The following is a 24,903-nucleotide window of genomic DNA, read 5'->3' on the forward strand; positions in this document are numbered from 1 at the left end:
CTTATCTTTGAATTGATAAGGTACAGGTGTACATTATGATGGCTTTTTTGTCATGAGCAATATTACGCAAATTTTCCCGATTTTTAAAGTAGTTGCCCTTAGTCTTATCAGTGGATTTACGGGGACATTCCTTGCCGTAATGCCAAGCATGGCTTCTACTATCAAAGACATCGATTTTTTGGGGGAAGTTACTTTTACTACCGATACCCAAGTAGAGGGAACTTTGCTCGGTGGACTTTCTGGGATTACTTACGATGCTAGTAAAAATGTTTACTATAGTATTTCTGATGATCGCAGTCAAAACGCGCCTGCAAGATTTTATACTTTAACTATTGAACTTGATAAAAACTCTTTAAAAGCAGTCAATTTTACTGATGTAACTTTGCTCAAAAATCAAGACGGAAAACCTTTTCCGGCGCAAAGTCTCGATCCTGAAGGTATTGCTTTAACAACTAACGGTACTTTATATATTTCATCTGAAGGCGATGCGACGGCGACTAATTTAACGAATCCTTTTGTTAGAGAGTTTTCCTTAACTGGAGAGCAATTAAAAGCTTTACCTGTCGATCAAAAGTTTTTGCCGACTTCTCCTCAAAAGAGCGGTATTCGTAACAACCTAGCCTTTGAAAGCTTAACCATAACACCTAGTCAAAATTATCTATTTACAGCTACAGAAAATGCTTTAGTTCAAGATGGCGCAGTAGCAACAGTCAGTAATGGCAGTCCATCGCGGATTATTGGCTACAATGTCGCAACAGGCAAACCCGACTCAGAATATCTTTACTCAACAGATTCAGTTGCCAATCCTTCAACCACAGCAGACGGATTTAATACTAATGGGTTAGTAGATTTACTGGCAATTGATGATAAGCACTTTCTTAGTTTGGAGCGTTCTTTTTCTGTAGGTGCAGGCAATACAATTAAATTGTATGAGATTTCTTTAAAGGGTGCGGACGATATCAGCGATATTAGTAGTCTAAATGCCGCCGATATCAGTAAGATTAAATCTGCTCAAAAAGAACTTCTCTTTGATTTTGATAAGTTAAATATACCTTTAGATAATATTGAAGGTATGACTTTTGGAGCCGACTTACCAGATGGACGACGTTCTTTGATTGTTGTTAGCGACAACAACTTTAGCCCTACTCAGTTTACTCAAGTCTTAGCTTTTAGTGTTGAACCTGTCCCCGAACCTTCTGCTACTGTTGGGTTAGCTGTAATGGTAGTTACAGGAGCGATCGCCAAACGCAAATTTAGGGTTTCTAAGTGATGTATTCTCGGTTGCTCTATTGCTGACGGTTGAAGGCTGCAACTAAAAGTTGATTAATTGTTGACAAAGTCATAAAAAGCTGCAACTATAGTAAAGCCCTGAATAAGGGACTGTAGTTCAATTGGTTAGAGCACCGCCCTGTCACGGCGGAAGTTGCGGGTTCGAGCCCCGTCAGTCCCGTTAATTTGTTTCTGATTTGAAAAGTGATTTCAAAACCAATGTAGAGACGTTGTAATACAACGTCTCGTTGCCAAAATCTATACATTTAATCAGCAGCGCCGCAAAAACAATCTTCTAACTGTTTTTGCTTACAAAACGCTGAAGTTCTAACAGCCTACTGTCGCTAACGTTGGCAACGAAGAACTATACCAGATCGCCAAATTGGCTAAAGCGCGATCGCGGTAAGCAGCGTATCGTTCTTGTTTGCTCTTAATTTTCTCTGGTAATGGGGGCAAAATGCCAAAATTGGGCGGCATTGGTTGAAAATGTTTAGGCGATGCGGAACTAATAAATTCAAATAGCGCCCCCATCATTGTTGTATTAGGCAGCGTTAAAGGCGGCTGACCTAAAGCTAACCTGGCTGCATTAGTTCCCGCCAACCAACCCCCGGCGGAGGCTGCGGTATAGCCCTCTGTACCAATTATTTGTCCGGCGGCTAAAACTGTAGAATGATGCTTAAATTGCAAACTAGGGTGCAATAACTGCGGCGCATTAATAAATGTATTACGGTGCATGACTCCCAAGCGCACAAACTCCGCATTTTCCAAGCCCGGAATCATTTGAAATATCCGCTTTTGTTCGCTCCAACGTAAATTTGTTTGAAATCCTACCATATTCCACAACTGCCCAGCTTTATCTTCTTGGCGCAATTGCACTACAGCATAGGGACGTTCAGACTTGTTTTCAGGGGCGCGAAAATCGCCTTTACGGGCATCAAATAAACCTACAGGCTTTAAGGGCCCATAACGCATCGTATCTTCGCCGCGCTGGGCTAATTCCTCAATGGGCAAACAAGCTTCAAAAAACTTAGCTGTCTCGCGCTCAAAGTCTTTTAATTGGGCTTGTTCGGCAATACATAGTTCTTGACGAAAGTGCAAATACTGCTCACGATTCATTGGGCAATTAAGATAGTCAGCGTCGCCTTTGTCGTAGCGAGAAGCAAGAAAAGCCCGATCGCGGTTAATTGATTCGCCAACTACAATGGGACTTGCCGCATCAAAAAAGCTGAGGTATTCCATCCCCGTAAATCGTTGCAAATCTTCAGCAAGTTGGGGGCTGGTTAAGGGGCCTGTAGCTAAAACAACAATTCCTGATGGAATTTCCTCAACTTCTCCCCGCCGCAACTCAATTAATGGATGATTCGCCAAAGTTGTAGTTAAGTCATGGCTAAATTTGCCTCTATCTACCGCTAAAGCACCTCCGGCAGGTACAGAGTGTTCGTCAGCTTTAGCAATAATGATTGAACTAAGTTGACGTAATTCGGCGTGCAGTAACCCCGCCGCGCGATCGCTCGAAATTGCCCCAAAGGAATTACTACAGACAAGTTCTGCTAATTCCTGGGAATGGTGGGCAGGGCTAACTTTATCGGGGCGCATTTCTTGCAATATTACGGGTACTCCCGCCGCCGCAATTTGCCAAGCGGCTTCAGTTCCAGCTATTCCACCGCCAATAACATGAATTGGTTGTACCATTAATGACCTTTGATGAATAAAAGTAAATTGTCTAGCTAGTTTAGGAATTGAGCAAATTTTTCTGGCATGGGCAAAATAATCATTACCAACAATGCCATTGCCAGTATTCCTAAAATGTCGCGCCGATTATCGAGTTCGCTAATATCATTTAACGCAGGTTCGTCGGCAATAGGCATAAAAAATAAGATAATTGCCCAGATTAAGAAACCAGGTTGCAGTAAAGCCAGCCCTAATATTAAAAATCGGGAAATTTGCCCGATCGCTATACCATTGCGTTGTCCGAACATGGCATGAATAATATGACCGCCATCTAGTTGTCCTACAGGAATCAAATTTAAAGCTGTAGCTATTAGTCCAATTAACCCAGCTACGGCTACAGGGTGCAAGTCTAAAGCGCGATCGCCCGCTAGTTGAATGCCCAGTGTCAACTTACTCAGCAGCGCCAATAGTAGGGAGTAATTGGGGTTTAAAGCATTAGGGTTTAACACTTGCTCGGCTTTTTCTGGCAGCGATACAATTGTTGAATGAGCTAAACCCCAAATTAGTACAGGTAAAGTTACGATAAAACCCGCCAATGGCCCAGCAATACTTACGTCAAATAAGGCTTTACGGTTGGGTACAGGGCTACGCATTTGAATAAATGCGCCAAAGGTTCCTAAAAATGCTGGAAACGGAATAAAGTAAGGCAGTGTTGCCCGGATTTTGTAGTATCTGGCGGCTAAATAATGCCCTAGTTCGTGGATGCCCAGAATAGTCATTAAAGCAGCCGCGTAAGGTAAGCCGCTTAGTAGTATCCCTGGTTGAGATTTCAATAAAGCTACATTACTGGCATTGGCAATTTCTACCCCCACGAAGGTAGTAGTGCAAATAGTAGCAATTAGTAGTCCTAGCGCCAATCCGGGGCGAGTTATTTGATTATTTTTGGGTTTACTTGCGGATTGGGGATTGGGAACTAAAGCAAAAAACGGCTTTCCAGTGCTATCTTCTTGAAACAAGACTAAAAAGCGATCGCCAAATTCGGCGCGAACATTCTCTTTAATGCGATCGTAAGCCTGGGATGAAGATTTTTCTTTCAACTGTCCCCGACAAATAATTGCTTGGGGTCGATACTCAATATTATTTAGATAAAATATCGACCAAGGAAAACAATTTCTTAGCTTAGTTTCTTCCTCTTTATCAATGGGGCGTAAAGGCACTGGTGGCGGGACAATAGCTTTTACCAGAGGCGCTGGTTCAAGAGCCTTGGATGATTCTTGTTGAGGAGGAACTAAGTTTTTTCGCCCTTTTTGATGCAGTTTTAGGTAGAAAAATATGCTTAGTAGACTCATCCCGATTAATAGTCCAATTGGCGGTAGCTGCTTTGCACCGTAGACTACCACCCATAAACTCCAAACAAAAGGCGGTGTCATCAATACTAGCCATAAAAGCCAAACGGGAGTAGTTGTTACTCCTGCGACACTCCGGCGCACTATTGAGTAGGTAAATAGTGCCATAAGTAAAAGAATAATCCAGTCAATAATCATACTATTTAAAATAAAGTTTAATGAGGATTTGAGGATGCCAAACTTTTTTTGAAAACCCGACCTGCTGCATTCATAATCAAAAAACTAGAGCTTTCTACTGGCGGTAGCTGTGTACTCAGATTCTTCCTTTCCCACTTTTGTTAATACAACGGATTTTGACCCCATTCCCGTCCAGCGTCATTCCAAACCACCCCAAGCTGTATTAGACAATATTTATGCTTTTTCACCCAATTCGGAAACTTTAGGAGGTACTGCTTATCTTATTGTAGAAAAAGAAGGTAATATCTTGCTTGATTGTCCGGCGGTAGATGAGCCTACTTGTGAGTTTTTGACTACTCACGGCGGAATAAAAAGCTTATTTATTACTCATCGGGGCGGCATTGGCAAGGTACGACAGCTACAAAACTATTTTAATTGTGAAGTTTTAATTCAAGAGCAAGAAGCTTATTTATTGCCAAAAGTCAAAGTAACGACTTTTAGGCAAGAAATGACTCTGCAAAGCAACTCAAGGGCAATTTGGACATCGGGGCATTCTCCCGGTTCCTCCTGCCTTTATTATCCGCGTTATGGTGGTATTTTGTTTACGGGGCGACACTTGCTACCAAATCGTCAAGGGCAACCTGTACCGTTAAGAACTGCTAAAACTTTTCAATGGCATTGGCAAATAAACAGCTTACAACTACTGCGGGAAACATTTACGCCGGAAACCTTGGCGCTTATTTGTCCTGGGGCAAATATAGGGTTTTTGCGGGGAGAAAAAGTAATCGCTAATGCGTATCAGCAGTTAGCGATGCTAGACTTAATAGCCTTAAAAAACTCTCCAACTATTTTGTAGGTTTAAGCGGCTTTTGCTACTACAACCAGGCTTGTCAAAAACTCTACGGCGGCTGTGTATTGGTTATCTGCTGCTGTACCGATTTGTTCGCGGGTAATGGGTTCTAGTTTAACTAAGCGATCAGGGGCTATACCTAATTTATTAATATCTCGATGATTAGGAGTTTCGTATTTAGCTACTGTAACCGCTAATCCCGCACCATTAGACAAGTCAAATAAAGACTGAATTAAGCCTTTACCAAAAGTAGTTTCTCCTACCAAAGTCGCCCTACCGTTGTCTTGCAGCGCTCCGGCTAAAATTTCACTGGCACTTGCCGAGCCTTGATTGACTAAAACTACCAATGGATCGCGGGTTAAGGGCGATCCGTAAGCTTCAAAACTGCCTTGAATCCCTTGGCGGTTTACCGTGTATACTACTGTGCTTTTATCTAACCACAACCGCGCAATTTCAATTCCTGATTGCAATAAACCGCCGGGATTATTGCGTAAATCTAAAATATATGCTTCCGCGCCCTGCTTTTCTAAGCTATCGATCGCATGAGCAAGCTCCGTTGTAGCGTTGGCATTAAATTGAGTTAAGCGAATGTAGCCAATGGGAACGTTTTGGGGAGAACGCAATTGACTAACTACAGGATTTAGAGCTATGCGATCGCGTACTAAATCGATTTCCTTGCTTGCTTCCCCTTCGCGCTCAATCGTCAAGTAAACGTGAGTGCCTATTTGCCCCCGCATCTGTGCTGCCGCTTCATCTAGGGTAATTTGGGTACTGGGAGTGCTATCAATTTGGGTAATGCGATCGCGCGATCGAATCCCAGCTTTATCGGCGGGAGAACCCTCAATAGGGGCGACTACCTCTAAAACTCCGGTTGTGGCATCTATTGCAATCTGTAAGCCTACTCCAGTCAACTCTCCTGACGTATTTACCTGCAAGCTGCGATACTGTTCTGGGCGCAAAAACCGCGTAAACGGGTCGTCCAAAGTAGCAATCATTTTTTGGACAGCATTAAAAGCTGATTCTTCGTCATTTAAGGGCTGTTTCAGCACTTTTTGCCGCACCGATGCCCAATTTTGGTGATTGAAACTATCATCTAAATAAGTACGGTTAACAATTCTCCATGCCTCGGAGACTAACTTTTGCTCTTTAGTCAGCGCGGCGGCGGGAGATATGCAACTACCAATAGAGAGAGAAATTGACAGTATTAGTAAGATGCCGATTTGAAAAATTCGTTTGTAATTTACACTCATCTCACTATTTTCCCTCTTTCTCCCCAAAATTTCGCCGCCATTGACACGCATAATTATGAAATCACACTCTCGATTATGTTACTTTTTTTATAGAACTAATGCAGAAAAACTCAGCTAACTGCCAACCTTCACGGAAAGCAATTGGGCGATCGCCAAGCAAAAAACTACGTAGTTGAGCAACAATAATAAGAGTGCCAAATGCCTAGAACTTGTGCAAGCCTTAAAAAACTGACTCTCAGAACTAATTTTAGTTTGAGGAGTTTTAAAACCGTAATCCATTCTCAGGAAATTTACTAATTGTATGGCAAACGTTTACGACTGGTTTGAGGAGCGCTTAGAAATTGAAGCCCTCGCTGAAGATGTAACCAATAAGTATGTGCCTCCCCACGTCAATATTTTTTACTGCTTTGGTGGCATCACTTTAACTTGCTTTTTAATCCAGTTTGCTACTGGGTTCGCCATGACGTTTTACTACAGACCAACAGTTGCGGAAGCTTATACTTCCGTGCAGTACCTAATGAATGATGTCAACTTCGGTTGGTTAATTCGTTCCGTGCATCGCTGGTCTGCAAGCATGATGGTGTTGATGATGATTTTGCACACCTTCCGGGTTTATCTTACTGGTGGCTTCAAAAAGCCCCGTGAATTAACCTGGGTAACAGGTGTAATTTTGGCAGTCCTTACCGTTTCTTTTGGTGTAACTGGCTACTCCCTACCTTGGGATCAAGTTGGATACTGGGCGGTAAAGATTGTTAGTGGTGTACCAGAAGCAATCCCCGTAGTTGGTACGCTTATGGCTGACCTCTTACGCGGTGGTTCTAGTGTCGGTCAAGCAACCTTAACTCGTTACTACAGCGCTCATACCTTTGTATTGCCTTGGTTGATTGCTGTATTTATGTTGTTGCACTTTTTGATGATTCGCAAGCAAGGCATTTCTGGACCTTTGTAATTTAAGCAATTGCGTGACTAATCGCTTTTATCAACTCTAAACGGAGAACACTTTACTGATGGCAACGATTAAAAAACCGGATCTTAGCGATCCAAAGTTACGGGAAAAACTAGCTCTAGGCATGGGTCATAACTACTATGGCGAACCTGCTTGGCCCAATGACTTGTTGTATATGTTCCCTGTCGTAATTTTAGGTACGGGAGCTTGTATTGTGGCTTTGTCGGTCTTAGACCCTGCTACTACTGGCGAAGTTGCAAATCCTTTTGCTACTCCATTGGAAATTTTACCAGAATGGTACTTGTATCCAGTGTTTCAGATTCTCCGCTCAGTTCCTAGCAAGCTTTTAGGAGTACTGGCAATGGCTGCGGTTCCCATTGGGTTAATTGCTGTTCCGTTCATTGAGAACGTGAACAAGTTTCAAAACCCTTTCCGTCGTCCAGTAGCCACAACTGTATTCATGATTGGTACACTAATTACCTTGTGGCTAGGTATTGGTGCTACTTATCCCATTGATAAGTCATTTACCCTAGGGTTATTCTAGGTTAATCTAGCTATCGAGAGTTAGATTTTGACACCTGTATCTTAGCTGGCTTTAGGCAACTAAGAAGCTTTTACAGGTGTCAATTTTAATAAGGCGATCGCACACTAAATTCTCTAAAGTAGAAATATAGACTTTTTTCTCTAAGCCTTTGACTGATTATTGCTCTCCTTAAATTGAACTGCGGTCGCGCTAGACTATGTTAGAGCAAGATCATTTGACGGTGTATAGCAATCTTAAGTTTCTCAACCAAGTACAACAATGGTTTGAGGAATTTTGTCGGCAACATTTGTCTCAGTTATTATGGTCAGAACGAGAACTTTATCGCCTCAACTTAGCTTTAGCAGAAGGTTTTACAAACGCTGTGCGCCATGCCCATCAATCTTTACCACCAGATACTACTATAGATATTGATTTGAGTTTGTGGGCTGATAGGTTTGAGATTAGAATCTGGGATAAAGGTAAACCCTTTAATCCTGATGTGTTGACGGAACCTAAACCGGGTACGTTACAAGAAGGGGGTTATGGTTGGTTTTTGCTGCGGCGTTTGGCTGATAGAGTAGTATATGATCGCAATGCAGACGGCAGAAATTGTTTGTTGATTGTTAAATATGGGACTTTAAAGTAAACATTACCGCAACGTTACAGTTACAGGCTGAGGATAACCATCAGTTACGGGATTAAGGCTTGCACCAGTCACCCAAACTTGATTATCTTTAATTTCGATAATTTTACGCTTACCACTACTAGCAAACTCTATATCCATTCCTGGGTAGAGTTCGGGTAGTATTTCTAATTGTGCGATAACGCCAGCGCGCTCGCAGAGCTTCGCAATTCCGGCTCTATGATTATTTGATGGTGCGATCGCAATTCCATTATGCCAATTTGCGTTACTTATATTTGCTAGCATTAAGCGGCGATTGAAAGCAAATTCATCAACAGGTGCAAATAACTGTGCTTGACAGGATTCTACTACTAAATTGGCACGATTTGCGGGGTATGCTTGTAGTTCTAATACTGAACGTGTCCCTAGTTTATGATCCAATGGCACGTACCAGTGATTAGCATTTGGTGGCATTCCATAACTGCGATTAGAGGTTTTTGCTATGGGTTTTGTTAAAGCCGTCTTTTTTTCCGTTGCATTAACAATTCCCCTTTTACCAATTATAGGAATACCGCTACTTTTGACTTCTAATTGATATTTTAAATCAATTTCTGCATAGTAAACTGTATCAGTTGTTTGTGTATTTGTCAAAATACTAATAATAGTTTTATTGTTACTTTCTTTATTTATACGACAGATAGCTGGAGGATAAACTTGCTTCTTTGGGATTTCGAGACGCTGCCAAATTATGTTATAGAATGTTGCTTCTACGGGTTTGTAATCGCGCACAAACTCTCTATAAAACCACCAATTTGTTCGACGTACCCAAGTTTCCCATTGAGTATAATCTTCTCGTAACGTAGTTATATATTTTGGTTTAGAACTTAAAAGACTTTCAATATAATGACTTCTTGCAGAAGTTCCCAAAGCATGAATTATATAGTCTATTCCGGTTGGATTAAATGCTCTAGCTATTATATCTATTCCCGATGAATAAGTTGATAATATTCTTGTAGTGGGCAATTCATCTTTTAGTTCTTGATTAATTTTTTTCGCTACCTGTATACTGTGCTGCCATTTGTTAGGTAGCCAGCCATTAAACTCTTGCACCCAAAAAACTTTGTTGGCGGAGATATCAGTAACTAACACATAAGCTGGAATAATATTGGTTATTAGGACAGATATATAAATAATTAATAGTGTAGATAAGGGTGAAAAACGTAGGTTTCTAGTAACTATATTTAATTTAGTTATCAAAACTGGAAATAAAAGGCTTACCGCTAAAGGAATCACAAACAAACCAGTTAAAATAGTTGCCAAGTAATAGCGCATACTAACCGTTCCTCCTATAGAGGAAAGCATACCTGCCATAATTACTGTAGAAGCAATATATAGTAGTAATAAATATTTTGTATTATAGTTTTTAGCTAATACATATAAAAATATTACTAATAGTGAGGGGATATATAAATACAATAAAGGCGTAGAAAATAGATCGCTTAATGAAAATATTTTGTTTTTGCCATTGTACCAGACAAAATACCAAAATTGATCGGCAGCTACACCGCTAAAATTGTCTTTTAACCAATTTATTGTATTCCCTCCAGTTAATAAAGAAGCTGCGGTAAAAAATGTGATCGCCGCCGAAGTAAAAAGCAAAATTAATTTAGTTATTTTGTTACTTTCTTGCTTAATTAAATTAACAATAATTGCTCCACTAAGAGCAACACTAGAAGGTATGCCATAATCATTAGACCAAAGGGGTTGAATCCCAATTAAACAACCTGTCAAACAGTAAAATGTTTGCGGTTTATTCTGGCAGAACTTAAACAGGAATAAAACAATCCAGCTACTAATAAAAGGCAAGGCGCTACGTACACCTAAATTGCTATTTCCTGGCCCAGCAAGTTCCCAAAAGAGAGTTAATCTTTGGACATCGTAAGAAATAAGTATGAAAACAAAAGCAGCACTAATAAAAGCTTTTTTAATAGAAAAGCCAGATAGAAAAAATAAGGTTGTCAGTACAAGCAAATGTAATAAAACTGAGAGTAGATAAATGCTGCATTTTGAAGCTGCAAAGTTGCCACCAAAAAGATAAGTTAAAACGGCTGTTATATAAGTTGTACCCAATCCTAAATAAGGATTAAAATCACGTCCAGGAATTTCGCCTATAAATATTCTACGCAATGGATTAAATGTTTGAAAAGCTCCGTTGTAAGCTTTGTAATCTAAATTAAAGCTAAAGCTAACTGCTTGAATAAAAAATAACAGCGCTACAAATAATAAGGTTAAAAATAATATATTTTTCGAGTAAAAATATTTTTTGATTCTATTCATTATCTGGTGGATCAAATTTATGTAAGCAAGCTTTTAAAAGAGTTGTCATTACTAAAAAGTTACCTCTAATTGGAGTAATTTTAGTGGGGATCTTTCCCTTACCGGGGTAGCGCCGAGTTACAGGTATTTCTTTGACTAAATAACCTAGTTTTGCTGCTTTAATTGCAAGATAATAATGTAACTCATAAGCTGAAAAAATATTACGAAAAGGCGCAATTAATGGGTCTAATAATAATCTGCGGCTGTAAGCGCGAAAGCCATTAGTAGTATCTGTATACCAAAAACCCGCCGCTATACTAATCAAAGGAGCATGAATTAAACGGATAGCTAAGTAACGATTCCAAGGAGTATTAATTGCTTTTCCTCCTTTAATAAAACGTGAACCTTGAATGTGATCGCCTCCTCGTTCTAATGCTTCTATAAAAGCATATATAGCTGTAGAATCGTCTTTATTATTACCATCAATAGTAACAACTCCTTCATAGTTTTGTAACATAGCATAGGCAAAAGCCATCCGCATTTGAGCGCTTAGTTTACCTTTGCTTTGCTTAGTTAGTAAAGTTCGTACCAAAACACTTTTAAGAAAATCTATTTCTAAGGAGTTATCACCACTACCTCCATCAGCAATGATTACATCAATGTCTTGAGATATTGGTTGCATATTTTGTAATTGCTTTCTAATTTTTTCTCCTTCATTAATTACAAAAATACAAACACAATATTTACTTTGCTTCTCTCTTATTTCAACAGTTGTATGATTAGGTATTTGCCAGTGTTGGTATTTTTGATTCATAAGATGGCTTATATATTAATATTTTTAGAGTCGTTAACAATATTTCTTTGCTCTTGTTCTGAAATTAAAACTGAACTATTTTTCTCCTCAGCAATGTAATAAGCAGCCCATCCTTTAGACTTAGCGAAAATTAGTCCTACATACTCACATAAAATCGCTAAAATTATAGAAATAAAGAAGAACATGATAGCATTTTGGATAGATAATGTTACCCAGCCTTCAGCAACTTTTTCTTTAATTAAGTATACAAGTACCACGTAGCAAATATAAGCAATGTTAAAAATGCTTGCTAATATACTTAAATAACTAGCAAATCGTAAAGGATGAACAGAGTTAACTACAATTATTTGTAAAGCTAGGTTTAGGTATTCAATTAAACTCTTGCTACGCGAGACTTTATATCTTCTAATTGGTTCGTAAACAAAAGTTTGATATTTGTAGCCAATATAGAAACTGAGTAAATGCAAATAACGATATTTGTCTTGAACTTGAGTAATTGCATTAACTACTTGTCTGCTAAACACTCGAAATTGAGTAGCATTTTTTGTCAGAGGAATTTTTAATAAGTGATAACAAGACAGATAAAAGAAGTTAGCACCTATTCTTACCCACAATGGTTGCCCTAATCGATTTTTACTTACACCAATTAAGATGTCTTTACCATTTTTACATTGTTCAATTAATGGAGGAATTAGTAAGGGAGGATCGCATGGAAGTAGGACAACTACGAAGTCTCCAATTACTGCATCTAAACCTGATGAAATAGCAATTTCTGTACTAAAGTGTCGAGAAAGACTTATTAATCTAATACATTCATACTCTTTTAAGAGATTAATTACTTTTTCAGCAGTATCATCTTCCGAACCGTCATTAATCAGCACCAATTCAAAATAAGTATAATTTTGTCGCAATACCTGCATAATATCAGTAACAAAACTTTCAATAATTTCTGAGTGATTGTATAAAGGAGCAATTACCGAAACAAAATAATCAGAAGTATCCATTAATTATTATTGCCTTCACTTTCTAAAAACTGAAGTTCGTGGAAAATATCATACACATTATCAATTTTTCCTCCCAAAATACAAGTAAGATTTGGCAATTGCTGGTGGCGTTTAAATAAAATTGGTCTACTATCATCTACTTCACTTTGGGGTAAAACTGTTTTGACTTCCCAGAGTGAATCTACATAGCTACAGCTAGAGAGAATAGGTAAATAACGTGTAGCATCCCTAATCATATAAGGATAGTTTGTTTTACGGGTTGCTTGATGGTAAATTTTATTTGTAGCACTAGTAGTATTTTCTGTATCTTGCCAATAACAATGGGGTGTATATCTGACATGGCTTAAAGTATGCAGTTGTTTTGATGGAAAAGGCATAAGTGAAAAGAATGGCCCACACATAACAGTTATTCCGATATTTTTAATAGATTCGGGAACTTGCACAAGGACAATTTCAGCCAATTCATGTTTAAGCGGTATCGCCGTTAATTCGGAAGCTGAAAGAATTGTGTTGATAGCGGAGTAGGTACAGTTAAAAATATATTTAGCTGTAATGCAAGTTTGACCTAGGTTAGTGTTTATAGTAATATTTATTTTTTCTGTTTCTGTGATTTTCCTTACTTTAATTACGTCTGCATCGAATTTTATTTTGATTTGATGTTCTTCTAAAGCTACAAGCATTTTGTTTTTAAGCTTGATTGCATCAAAAACATATTCTTGGGTTTTAAATACTTCTTCTATTAAATTAGAGTTAAATAGGTTTTTGATGGTTGGAGATACTAAGGTTATAGGGATATCAACGCGCTGACAAAAAGTTTTAAATTGACGGGCATTTACTTTAGAAAAATAGCTGCTAACTGCGTAATAGTTATCAAAACTACTAACGATGCAATCTTGATAATTATTGACAAATTTGTTAAAATTCACCTTTGATCGTAAAGCAGTTAAGAGGCTTCTAGGATAGTGATAACCATTGTGAACTCTAGCTTGATTGACATAGGAGGCGCGTTGAAATAAATCGGCTTCTTTCTCTAAAATAAGCACAGATTTTAGATGCTTTTTTAAGTATAAAGAAACTGTACAGCCAAAAAAACCCCCTCCAACAACAACGGCATCATAATGAGAATATTCAACCATATTAAAAACAAAACTTGATGTTATTTAAGTTAAAGTTAATATCAAAAAATTTAAAGTTTTCTGCCGAGGGGAGATTTGACAAAATTAACTGTATAGTTCAATCTAATCAGTGTAATTACAAATTAATATTACGTCTAGATTGACCCCTTGCCAAATTGCGGTTTTTAATGTATGAAACTAGAACCTATAGCGATCGCCGGAATTGGTTGTAGATTTCCCGGTGCTAATAATCCTCAAGCATTCTGGCAACTTTTGCGCGATGGTGTCGACTCGATTAGCGAAGTACCCGCGTCTCGGTGGAATGTAGAGGAGTTTTATGATCGCGATCCAACTAAACTAGGCAAAACAAATACTCGCTATGGTGGGTTTCTAGATAATATAGACCGCTTTGACCCCCAATTTTTTGGAATTTCGCCGCGAGAAGCTGTAACTATAGACCCCCAGCAGCGTTTATTATTAGAGGTAGCGTGGGAAGCTTTGGCAGATGCGGGGCAGCTTCCAGAACATTTAGCTGGGACGAAAACAGGCGTTTTTATTGGCATTGGCACGCACGATTATTCTATTTTACTGTGGCAAGATCCCGTTAGCGAACCTTATGCAACTACAGGTACGGGAAATTGTATTGCTGCAAATCGGATTTCCTACGTTTTTGATTTGAAAGGGCCCAGTATCGCCATTGATACGGCTTGCTCATCTTCTTTAGTTGCGGTACATTTGGCGTGTCAAAGCTTGTGGCAAGGTGAGTCTAGCTTGGCATTAGCTGGCGGCGTGAATTTGTTATTATTACCGACTTTAATGGTGGGTTTTAGTAAAGGCGGATTTCTGGCTGATGATGGCAGATGTAAAAGCTTTGATGCTAAAGCTAATGGTTACGTGCGGGGAGAAGGCGCGGGAATTGTTGTTTTAAAGCCCTTAGCGCAAGCTCAGGCAGACGGCGATCGCATTTATGCGGTAATTAGAGGTACAGCCGTTAATCAAGATGGTTTTAGCAATGGCATGGCTGCACCAAATCCCCAGGCGCAAGCGGCAGTTTTACGAGAAGCTTATAAAAAGGCGGGTTGCTTTGCGAATCAAATTCAGTACGTAGAAGCGCATGGTACAGGGACAAAATTAGGGGATTATGTCGAAGCGAAAGCTTTAGGCGAGGTATTGGCAGAAAATCGGACTATTGATAATTATTGCGCGATAGGATCTGTAAAAACTAATATTGGACACTCAGAAACCGCCGCCGGAATTGCTTCGCTAATTAAAGTAGCTTTGGCGATGAAACACAAGCAAATTCCGCCTAGTTTGCACTTTTCTACTCCCAACCCGGAAATAGATTTTGATAAATACTTGCTGCGCGTGCAAACAAATTTAGCACCTTGGGATAACGGGAAATTGGCTTTAGCTGGGATTAATTCTTTTGGGTTTGGCGGTACTAATGCTCATATAGTCGTTGAAGCAGCGCCAGAAATATTTGCAAGTAAGGAGTTACAGCGCCCGTTACAGCTATTGACAATATCCGCCAAAAGTGACAAAGCTTTAAGGGAATTGGCGCAAAGTTATCAAGAGTTGCTAAAAGATCCTTTAGTAAATGTTAGCGATGTTTGCTTTAGTGCAAATAGTAAGCGATCGCATTTTAACCATAGACTAGCAATTGTCGCAGATTCTAAGAGTATGGGCGACTTATTAACGGCGTATCTAAGCAACCATGACATCGCCGGAGTTGTTAGCCATCAAGTTACAGATAAAACACCGCCAAAAGTAGCATTTTTATTTACAGGACAAGGTTCTCAGTATGCAAATATGGGAAAACAACTGTACGAAACTGAGCCTTTATTTCGCGCTAATATCGAACGTTGCAAGACAATATTAGGCAACTACTTAGATATATCGTTAGAAGAAATCCTTAATTCGGAAGCTTTAGACAAAACTGCTTACACTCAGAGCGCTTTGTTTGCGCTGGAATACTCGTTAGCAAAGCTATGGATGTCTTGGGGAATTATGCCGTCGGTAGTGATGGGGCATAGTGTAGGAGAGTATGTAGCTGCTTGCATTGCGGGAGTATTTAGTTTAGAAGACGGCTTAAAATTAATTGCTCATCGAGGGCGTTTAATGCAAGGATTGCCTACTGATGGAGCAATGTTTGCAGTCATGGCAACAGAAGATAGAGTTAGGTATGCGATCGCATCTTACCCTGATCAAATTGCGATCGCAGCTATAAATGGCAGCCAAAGTATTACAATCTCTGGAAAAAGTGAAGCTATAGACAAAGTTATTGCGACTTTAGGAGAGATTAAAACCACAAAATTAAACGTCTCTCATGCTTTTCACTCGCCTTTGATGCAGCCAATGTTGGCGGAATTTGCACAAATCGCTGGAGAAGTAACTTATCACTCGCCGCAAATTGATTTATTTTCTAATGTCACGGGCAAAAATATCACTGATGAAATAGCTAATCCTGAATATTGGTGTCAGCATATTAGCCAAACTGTAAGATTTTCTGAGAGTATGGCTTGTTTGTACGAGCAAGGATATCGCGTATTTTTAGAAATTGGTGCTAAACCTATTTTATTAGGGATGGGGCGCAACTGTTTACCCCAAGAAGAAAATCTCTGGTTGCCAAGTTTACGCCCACAAGTAGAAATTGAACAACTTTTACAGAGTTTAGCCCAGCTTTATGTTAGGGGAATAAAGGTAAATTGGGTTAATTTTGAGCAAAATTGCGGGAATATTACTTCTTTACCTACCTATCCATTTCAACGTCAGCGTTATTGGTGGGAAGGCGCTAAATTAAAAAGCCAGTCAAAGGTTACAAATCATCCTTTACTAGGGCAAAAACTATCGAATACCGATAAAGAAATTCTTTTTGAATCAGTTATTAGCCAAGATACGCCAGCTTACTTAAAAGATCATAGCTTTAATAATCAACCAATTTTTCCAGCTACAGCTTACTTAGAGATGGCTTTGGCGGCGGGATTTGACACGATAAAGTCAGAAAAACTAGCAATTGAAAACTTTTCTATCGAAAAACCGCTAATTCTGACGGAAACTCCTACAAAAGTACAGCTAATTCTTACTCCTGAAGGTAAAAGCTATCGTTGGCAAGTATTCAGCCTTGATAATGATTCTTGGTTGCTACACGCTGGGGGAAAAATAGCTGTAGAGACTAAGACTATTGACGCAATGTTACAAGCAGAATGCGATAGCGCAAGCGCGCCCGATAGCGCAAGCGCGCCCGGTAACGGGCTGCGCTCTATTTCTGTTACAGACTATTATCAGCAAGTTAAAGAGCAAGGATTGGAATATGGTACAAGTTTTCAAGCCATTACAGAACTTTGGGTAGGGAAAGAAGAAGCTTTGGGTAAAGTTGAATTGCCTTTAGCTGCGGAAAACTACCAATTTCACCCAGTTTTGCTAGATGGAAGTTTGCAAGTTTTGGGGGCAATACTGCTTGATAATGATACCTATTTACCTGTAGGATGCGATCGCATTTCTGTATATCGTCGCCCTAATAACTGCTTGTGGAGTCACGTACAGCTAAAATCAGTGGGGCAACAAATTAAGGCAGATTTACAACTATTTGATGAAAATAAAGCTTTAGTAGCCCAGATACAAGGGTTGACTTTGCGTTATGCAAATCGCCCTAAACCTATAAAAGCTGACTTATCAAGTTGGTTGTATGAAGTTGATTGGCAAGCTAAACCTAAATCCTTGCATTCTAGAAAAGCTGAGAATTGGTTAATATTTGCCGATAATCAAGGAATAGGGGCAAGTTTAGCAGAGAAGTTGAGAGAGAGCGATAGCGCAAGCGCGCTCGGTAACGGGCTTCGCATTATATTAGTTTTTCCTAGTCAAGCTTACCAAAAAGTAGGCGAAAGCTACCATATAAACCCCGCCAATCCCCAAGACTTTCAGCAGCTAATAGCGGAAATTAAACAGCCTTTAGATAAAGTTGTGCATTTATGGAGTGCAGAAGATACTCAACAAATGGGTTGCGGCAGTGTATTACATTTAGTACAAGCCCTAACTGGAGTTGCAAAATCTCCGCAATTGTGGCTTGTCACTACAGCAACCCAAGCCGTAGATAATCAAACACCTTTACAAATACAACATTCAACTTTGTGGGGATTAGGGAGAGTAATTAGATTAGAACATCCCGATTTGCGTTGCGTAAATTTAGACTTAGATTTCTTAACAACCCCCAACTTATTTACAGAATTAAACTCCCAAGCAGACGCAGAAAACCAAATTGCTTATCGTCAAGGGATTCGTTATGTAGCTAGATTGATTCGGCGCAATTCTCCTGAAGCAACTGCAACCCAACTTAAAATATCTAGCTACGGAATGCTAGATAACTTAAAATTACTTCCATATCAGCGCCAAGCACCAAAACCCGGAGAAGTAGAAATTAGAGTCTGCGCGGCGGGATTGAATTTTAGAGATATTCTCAATGCTTTAGGAATGTTGCAAGAGTATTTAGAAAAAACGGGCTATGCAAAAGCGACAGATGCTCTCTTAGGTGGCGAATGTGCGGGGAAAGTTGTCGCAGTGGGAGAGGGGGTAGAAAAGCTAAAAATTGGAGATGAAGTAATTGCAGCGCAAGCATTAGGGAGTTTGAGCAGCTTTGTTACAGTTAATGCTCAGTTTGTCATCGTCAAGCCCAAGGAATTAAGTTTTACGGAAGCGGCAACAGTTGCAACTACATTTTTGACAGCTAGTTATGGATTACATTATCTAGCCAAAATTAAACCAGGCGATCGCATTTTAATCCATGCTGCGGCAGGAGGGGTAGGACTCGCTGCCGTACAAATAGCCCAAAAAGCCGGAGCGGAAGTTTTTGCGACTGCAAGCTTTGCAAAATGGGACTTTTTGAAGTCTATCGGCGTAAACAATGTCATGAATTCCCGCACTTTAGACTTTGCCCAAGAAGTCGCCGGAATGGATATTGTTTTTAACAGCTTAAATGGCGAATTTATCCCGAAAAGCTTAGAAGTTTTAGCCCCCGGCGGTAGATTTATCGAAATTGGCAAGCTGGGAATTTGGGATGAAAGCCAAGTAAAACAAACTAGAGCCGATATTAGCTATTATGCTTTCGATTTATTAGACCTATCAACGCAAAATCCTGGCTTAATTGCCCAGCTATTAGCGGAATTAATGCCAAAATTCCAGCAAGGCAGTTTACAACCTTTACCACATAAAGTGTTCCCGATTGCTGACGCTGCGATCGCTTTTCGTTATATGGCGCAAGCCAAACATATCGGCAAAGTAGTAATATCTTTGCCCGAAGTAGATAATAAACTCATAATTAGAGACGATTGCAGCTACATAATTACAGGCGGTTTGGGCGACTTGGGGCTACAAACGGCTAAATGGTTAATTGCGCAAGGTGCTAAACATTTAGTCTTAATAGGGCGCAATATAGAGCGAAATATTAGCCAACTAGCAGGAGCTAAAATTTATTTAGTTCAAGCTGATGTATCTAAGCTAGAAGATGTTAATAGAGTTTTAAGCGGCGATTTTCCCCCAGTGCGCGGCGTAATTCATGGGGCGGGAGTGCTAGACGATGGCTTACTGCAAAAGCTTTCTTGGCAGCGTTTTAGTGATGTTATGAAGCCCAAAGTTGCCGGGGCTTGGAATCTGCATTTAGCTACTCAAAATTTACCTTTAGACTTTTTTGTCTGTTTTTCCTCTATCACCTCGCTCTTAGGTTCTCCTGGACAAGGCAATTATGCGGCAGCTAACGCTTATATGGATGCTTTAGTTCATTATCGTCATCAATTGGGATTGCCTGGTTTGAGCGTTAATTGGGGGGCTTGGGGCAATGTAGGTATGGTAGCTCAATTAAAGGAACGCGATCGCCAAAAAATTACCGCCCAAGGAATGGGTACTATTGCTCCAGAGCAAGGTTTGCAGCTATTAAAAGAGTTATTAGCCCAAAAAGCTATTCAAGTCGGCGTTTTTCCCGTCGATTGGGCTAAGTTTCCTTATTCGTCGCCATTTTTAGAGAATGTAATCCCCCCAAAGGCAAAAAGTAGCTCATCATCGGAGTTTGTCCAAAAGTTAGAAATAGCGAGTGTAGAAATTCGCCAAACTATTTTATTCGATTTTGTCCGCTCCCAAATTGCCAAAGTTTTAGGTTTTAGTTCGCCAGAATCTATCGAAGCAAGTGAAAATTTTGCTGATTTAGGTATGGATTCGCTGATGGCCGTAGAACTAAAAAATCGTCTACAAGCTACTCTAGGCAAATCTATCGCTCAATCATTGGTTTTTGACTATCCCAACCTCCAAGCGCTAGTTGAGCATCTGCTTGTGGAAGTATTAGCGCTGGATGCAACGCCGGAAAAACTCACAATTGAACCTATCGAACTTAACCAAACCCCACTCAATACAGAAGTTGCAATCATTCCTAAAACGCAGCCTAACGAACAAATTAACCAAATCCCACTTAATGCAGAATTAGAAATTCCGCCGCAATTCTACCAATTTTCCCTTTCTCCAGAATACTTAAGCATCCGCCATGACATTGATGCTGGGCAAAAAATTGGCAATCCTTTTTTCAAAGCCCATACAGGTATAGCGAGAGATATTATCCAGATTGAAGGGGAAGAATTAATTAATTATGCCAGCTACAACTATCTAGGACTATCGGGAGAAACCCAAGTTTTCCAAGCTGTCAAGAAAGCCGTTAAACGTTATGGTACATCAGTTTCCGCAAGTCGGCTTGTTTCGGGAGAAATCCCGCTACACAAAGAGTTAGAGCGAGAAATTGCTGACTTTTTGGGCATGGAAGATTGTATTGTGTACATTGGCGGACACATGACTAACGTAACTACTATCAGCCACCTATTTCAGAAAAATGATTTAATTCTCTACGATGCGCTCAGTCATAACAGTATTCGTCAAGGTTGCGCGTTATCGAATGCTACAGCAATAGAATTTCCTCATAATGATTGGCAAACTTTAGATCGCATCTTACTAAATCGCCGCCACCAATACGAAAAAGTTTTGATTGTGGTTGAAGGTATTTATAGTACCGATGGCGATATTGCTCCTTTACCGCAATTAATAGAGGTTAAAAAACGCCATAAAGCTTTTATTTTGGTCGATGAGGCGCACTCTATCGGCGTATTAGGCAATTCTGGGCGCGGTATTGGCGAATACTTCCAAATAACTAGTACAGATGTAGATTTATGGATGGGTACATTGAGCAAAGCTTTTGCTAGTTGCGGCGGTTACATTGCAAGTAGCAAAGAATTAATAGAATATCTCAAGTACACCGCACCCGGCTTTGTGTTTAGCGTCGGTATGTCTCCACCCAATACGGCGGCGGCGTTAGCGGCTTTGCAACTACTTAAAACTGAGCCAAAAAGGGTTACTAAGTTGCATAAAAAAGCTCAACTTTTCTTGCAATTAGCCAAAGAGCGAGGATTTGATACAGGGGATAGTAATAATTCGCCGATCATACCAATTATTGTTGGAGAAAGCGATCGCGCTGTCCAGCTATCTCAGCTATTATTCAAGCGCGGTATTAATGTTTTACCGATGATTTACCCCTCAGTTGCTTACAATGCTGCTCGTTTGCGCTTTTTTATAAGTTGCACTCATACCAAAAAACAAATAAAGTTTACCTTAGATGTGCTTAGTGATGAGATTTCTAAAATTTAGTTAATAGGTTAGTTGATGAAAATAGCTATTATTAGTTCTGGTTTTTTGCCTGTCATTGACGGCGTAACTGTCACGCAAATTAATAGAGTTCGTGAATTAAGCCAGTGCGGACACAAAGTTTTATTGTTTTGCCCTGACTATAGCCAAATAGCTAATATTTACCCCAATTGGAAAGCTTATACAGGAAACATTTTGCCTGAAGTAAAAGTAGTTAATCTTGATAGTGAGTCATTTGTAGGTTTAGATTTTGAGCGTAATGTTTCTCGAAAGTCTTATCAGGTAGTTTTACAAGAATTACAAAATTTTCAGCCGGATATTATTCATGTAGACGAGCCAGAAAGGTTATTTACAGGCTTTTTAAAGATTCCTGGAATAGATTATGCTAAACGGGCTGATATTCCTTGCGTTAGTTTTTTTCATACTAACTTATTAGAATACGGCAAAGATTATTTTAATACACCTACGGCTATAGATACAATTGTTAAGTATATTTTAAAGCTTCCCTTAGCGTGGATTTACAACAATTACGATTTGACGCTAGTTTCGAGCCAAGTTACTCAAACTAAACTTAAAAAACTAGGCGTAAATAATATATTAACTGAAGAATTATTAGGGATAGATATAGAAAAGTTTTCACCAACACTTAGACAAACAGATTTTTTTGAAAGTAAGTATCAAATTCCAAATATCGATAGTAAAGTTAAGTTAATCTTTTTAGGGCGCTTAACTCCCGATAAAGGCTGGAAATTTACTATAGATGCGTTTACAAAAGCCCAAAAGGTAAATCTTGAGGATGTAGCTTTAATTATTGCTGGTGATGGCTCAATGCGCGATCGCATTTCCCAAGAATTAGCTAAATTAACCCCCCACACCCACTTACTAGGTAGAGTTTCCCCCGACGACGTACCCGCACTACTAATTAACAGCGATATTCATGTCACTACCTCCGAAAAAGAAACTAAAGGTTTGACTATTTTAGAAGCTATGGCGGCGGGAATCCCAGTATTAGCGCCTCGTGCTGGCGGCTTAGTTGATAGTATTGAAGATGGGGAAAATGGCTTGCTATTTACACCGCAAGATACAGTAGATTTTACAACCAAGCTCAAAACTTTAATCGATAACCCTAAATTGCGTCAAACAATGGGAATAAAAGCAAAAGCATCGGTTGCTGGGTATAGTTGGGAGCAAGCAACCAAAAACTTACTAAAAATATGGGAGCAGCAAATCAAAGCTAAAAGCAATTAACTTTTGTATCCGTTAAGCTAAGTAATAGCGGATTCTTTGCTGTAAATTATTCTACCAATGCAACTAAGATTTTCCCAAGATATTAAATCGCTTCTAGAAAAACTATCCCAGCAACCCTTAACTCTTGGCGATATTTTGGCGGAAACTTCCGAGCGGGGGTTTAGCTTAGTTATATGTTTATTAGTTTTACCGTTTTTGTTGCCTGCACCGCCCGGACTGACAGGTCCATTAGGTACAGCTTGTATAATTTTAGCCGGACAAATGGCATTAGGAAAGACTTCGCCCTGGCTACCTAAAAGAATCGCTAAGTTTAAGTTTCCCCATTGGTTTGTCCTCAAACTACTCCAACTACTGAAAAGAGTAACGAAAGTTTTAGAAAAAATCACTCGCCCGCGCTGGTCAAAATTAGCCCAAAGTCCTCAAGCTTGGCGGTTAAATGGACTTTGCATTGCTTGGTTATCTGTTTTACTAATTTCGCCAATTCCGTTTACAAATCCTATCCCGACGGTAGGAATTTTATTATTAGCTGTTGCAACCTTAGAAGCGGATGGCTTATTGATGTGTATTAGCTATGGACTTACAGTGTTAATTTCCTTATTTTTTGGATTTATTGGTTACGCACTTTGGCAAGCACCAAGCTTGTTACCAGCTTTCTTCAAGTAACGTAGAGCTTACAACCCCAAAATCAACCGCGCCAAATTGAAGTAAATCAAAACTCCCGCAACATCCACCGCCGTAGTGATAAACGGCGCAGACATCAAAGCTGGATCTAGACGCAGAAAACGAAACAAAAAGGGCAAAGCTGAGCCAGAAACCGAAGCTAAAACAGAAATTACAACTAAACTCACACCTACAGAAATCGCCACCGCCCAGTTACCTTGCAAAAAGTATGCCCAAACTGTAGCTATACTCCCCAACATCGTACCGAGCATTAATCCCGCAATTCCTTCACGAAGAATTACCTGATACTGTCCCATCGCCCGAATTTCATCAGTATTCATCCCCCGAATTACTACCGTTGACGACTGCGCCCCCACATTTCCCCCTGTACCCGTTAAGAGGGGAATAAACGCCGCTAGAGAGACTACTTGTTGTAAAAGACTTTCTTGAGACTTAATAATTGTCCCAGTGACAGTATTTGTCAGCAGCAAAACTAATAGCCACACTACCCGCTTGCGCGCAACGGTAAGTAAATCTGTCTGAAAGTAGTTATCGCCCCCCGACTGTACCCCACCACCCAAAGCATAAATATCTTCGGTAGTTTCTTCTTGAATGATGTCGATAACATCATCTACCGTGACAATCCCTACAAGGCGCTGCTCCCTGTCTACTACAGGTACAGCCAGAAAGTCGTAACGCTGAATAACTTTAGCAACTTCTTCTTGATCAGTATCTGTGTAAATAAATACCGCCTCTCGCGTCATAATTTCCCCAATTGTTTGCTGAGGCTGAGAAGTTACCAAGTCTCGCAATGACAATGTACCTGTCAAGCGCCGCGCATTGTCGGTAACGTATAAGTAGTAAATTGTTTCGGTGACATTTGCTAAATCACGAATACGCTCTAACGCTTGAGAAATTGTAAAGCCCTCTTTAAAAGAAATTAATTCCGGTGTCATAATCCGCCCCGCCGTACCAGCCTCATAGCCTAGAAGCTGGGCGGTGGCTTGCCTTTCGGTAGGGCTGAGTTGTTCTAGAAGCCGATTAACAATTTTTGCTGGCAATTCGTCAAATAGCCGCACGCGATCGTCTGGAGACATTTGATCGACAATATCCAACACATCTTGGCGCTTAAATTCTTCAATTAATGCCTGTTGGATGCTGGAATCTAAATATTCGTAGACTTCAATTGCTTCACCCTTAGAAAGTAAACGAAAAGCGATCGCTTGCATCGCTTCGGGTAAGCCTTCAATAGCTTCGGCAATGTCGGCGGGTTGTACGGGTACTAAAATAGCCTTAGCGCCTTGCAAGTCGTTTTGTTCTAATAACGCCTGCAATTGACTCCGTACTAAATCTCGTAATTCTCGCCGCGAAACATCTTGCAGGGTATTAGAGGGTAAATTGTTATTTTCAGTCAAAGCCTACCA

General features: G+C 39.9%; 16 protein-coding genes and 1 tRNA gene. 9 read left to right on the top strand and 8 right to left on the bottom strand.

What is annotated here, in order from left to right; translation table 11 throughout:
- The first annotated feature begins 52 nt into the window (after positions 1 to 52).
- Positions 53 to 1,270 (top strand): esterase-like activity of phytase family protein, encoded by a 1,218-nt coding sequence (locus C7B70_RS00480; RefSeq protein WP_106367112.1) that lies wholly within the window; start codon positions 53 to 55, stop codon positions 1,268 to 1,270.
- Between the two features lie 106 nt (positions 1,271 to 1,376).
- A tRNA-Asp gene (locus C7B70_RS00485) sits at positions 1,377 to 1,450 on the top strand.
- Between the two features lie 146 nt (positions 1,451 to 1,596).
- Here C7B70_RS00485 and trmFO read toward each other — a convergent pair.
- Positions 1,597 to 2,961, bottom strand: a complete 1,365-nt coding sequence (trmFO, locus tag C7B70_RS00490; RefSeq protein WP_106367113.1) for an FADH(2)-oxidizing methylenetetrahydrofolate--tRNA-(uracil(54)-C(5))-methyltransferase TrmFO — start codon at positions 2,959 to 2,961, stop codon at positions 1,597 to 1,599.
- A gap of 35 nt (positions 2,962 to 2,996) precedes the next feature.
- Entirely contained in the window at positions 2,997 to 4,484 is a 1,488-nt protein-coding gene (locus C7B70_RS00495; RefSeq protein ID WP_369831782.1) for a site-2 protease family protein, read from the bottom strand.
- Positions 4,485 to 4,593: 109 nt separating this feature from the next.
- On the opposite strand from C7B70_RS00495, the gene C7B70_RS00500 reads away from it, so the two are divergent.
- Positions 4,594 to 5,319: an MBL fold metallo-hydrolase gene (locus tag C7B70_RS00500; protein ID WP_233220769.1), complete on the top strand. Its 726-nt coding sequence runs from the start codon at positions 4,594 to 4,596 to the stop codon at positions 5,317 to 5,319.
- 2 nt (positions 5,320 to 5,321) lie between these two features.
- Here the strand turns inward: C7B70_RS00500 and ctpA are convergent, their stop codons facing one another.
- Positions 5,322 to 6,563: a carboxyl-terminal processing protease CtpA gene (gene ctpA / locus C7B70_RS00505; RefSeq protein WP_106367276.1), complete on the bottom strand. Its 1,242-nt coding sequence runs from the start codon at positions 6,561 to 6,563 to the stop codon at positions 5,322 to 5,324.
- A 301-nt stretch (positions 6,564 to 6,864) separates the two neighbouring features.
- On the opposite strand from ctpA, the gene petB reads away from it, so the two are divergent.
- The 3 genes from petB to C7B70_RS00520 all read left to right on the top strand — a co-directional run bounded on the left by petB (position 6,865) and on the right by C7B70_RS00520 (position 8,678).
- Complete coding sequence (petB, locus tag C7B70_RS00510) at positions 6,865 to 7,512, top strand: cytochrome b6 (protein WP_106367114.1); 648 nt, start codon at positions 6,865 to 6,867, stop codon at positions 7,510 to 7,512.
- A 58-nt stretch (positions 7,513 to 7,570) separates the two neighbouring features.
- Positions 7,571 to 8,053, top strand: coding sequence for a cytochrome b6-f complex subunit IV (gene petD, locus C7B70_RS00515; RefSeq protein ID WP_106367115.1), 483 nt, complete (start codon positions 7,571 to 7,573; stop codon positions 8,051 to 8,053).
- Positions 8,054 to 8,249: 196 nt separating this feature from the next.
- Positions 8,250 to 8,678 (top strand): anti-sigma regulatory factor, encoded by a 429-nt coding sequence (locus tag C7B70_RS00520; protein ID WP_106367116.1) that lies wholly within the window; start codon positions 8,250 to 8,252, stop codon positions 8,676 to 8,678.
- A 3-nt stretch (positions 8,679 to 8,681) separates the two neighbouring features.
- Here the strand turns inward: C7B70_RS00520 and C7B70_RS00525 are convergent, their stop codons facing one another.
- From C7B70_RS00525 to C7B70_RS00540, 4 genes are read right to left on the bottom strand one after another with little or no spacing between them, the layout of a single operon-like run.
- A complete protein-coding gene (locus C7B70_RS00525; RefSeq protein WP_106367117.1) occupies positions 8,682 to 10,991 on the bottom strand; it encodes a hypothetical protein in 2,310 nt (769 codons plus the stop codon).
- Positions 10,984 to 11,784 carry a glycosyltransferase family 2 protein gene (locus C7B70_RS00530; RefSeq protein ID WP_106367118.1) on the bottom strand — a complete coding sequence of 267 codons (801 nt, stop codon included), beginning with the start codon at positions 11,782 to 11,784 and terminating at the stop codon, positions 10,984 to 10,986. Before C7B70_RS00530 ends, C7B70_RS00525 begins: the two co-directional genes overlap by 8 nt.
- 8 nt (positions 11,785 to 11,792) lie before the next feature.
- Positions 11,793 to 12,788 carry a glycosyltransferase gene (locus C7B70_RS00535; protein WP_106367119.1) on the bottom strand — a complete coding sequence of 332 codons (996 nt, stop codon included), beginning with the start codon at positions 12,786 to 12,788 and terminating at the stop codon, positions 11,793 to 11,795.
- Complete coding sequence (locus C7B70_RS00540; RefSeq protein WP_106367120.1) at positions 12,788 to 13,924, bottom strand: FAD-dependent oxidoreductase; 1,137 nt, start codon at positions 13,922 to 13,924, stop codon at positions 12,788 to 12,790. The genes C7B70_RS00535 and C7B70_RS00540 overlap by 1 nt, the downstream gene beginning before the upstream one ends.
- Before the next feature lie 171 nt (positions 13,925 to 14,095).
- Between C7B70_RS00540 and C7B70_RS00545 the strand changes: the two genes are divergently transcribed.
- Genes C7B70_RS00545 through C7B70_RS00555 form a run of 3 tightly spaced genes read left to right on the top strand, consistent with a single transcriptional unit; the run spans position 14,096 to position 23,482 of the window.
- A complete protein-coding gene (locus C7B70_RS00545; protein WP_106367121.1) occupies positions 14,096 to 21,574 on the top strand; it encodes a type I polyketide synthase in 7,479 nt (2,492 codons plus the stop codon).
- A 15-nt stretch (positions 21,575 to 21,589) separates the two neighbouring features.
- Entirely contained in the window at positions 21,590 to 22,819 is a 1,230-nt protein-coding gene (locus tag C7B70_RS00550; protein WP_106367122.1) for a glycosyltransferase, read from the top strand.
- A gap of 57 nt (positions 22,820 to 22,876) precedes the next feature.
- Positions 22,877 to 23,482 carry an exopolysaccharide biosynthesis protein gene (locus C7B70_RS00555; RefSeq protein WP_106367123.1) on the top strand — a complete coding sequence of 202 codons (606 nt, stop codon included), beginning with the start codon at positions 22,877 to 22,879 and terminating at the stop codon, positions 23,480 to 23,482.
- Positions 23,483 to 23,490: 8 nt separating this feature from the next.
- Here C7B70_RS00555 and mgtE read toward each other — a convergent pair whose 3' ends face one another.
- Entirely contained in the window at positions 23,491 to 24,894 is a 1,404-nt protein-coding gene (gene mgtE, locus C7B70_RS00560) for a magnesium transporter (RefSeq protein ID WP_106367124.1), read from the bottom strand.
- Positions 24,895 to 24,903 lie beyond the last annotated feature (9 nt).

The sequence above is a fragment of the Chlorogloea sp. CCALA 695 genome (genome assembly GCF_003003885.1).
Lineage (GTDB): Bacteria > Cyanobacteriota > Cyanobacteriia > Cyanobacteriales > Chroococcidiopsidaceae > Aliterella.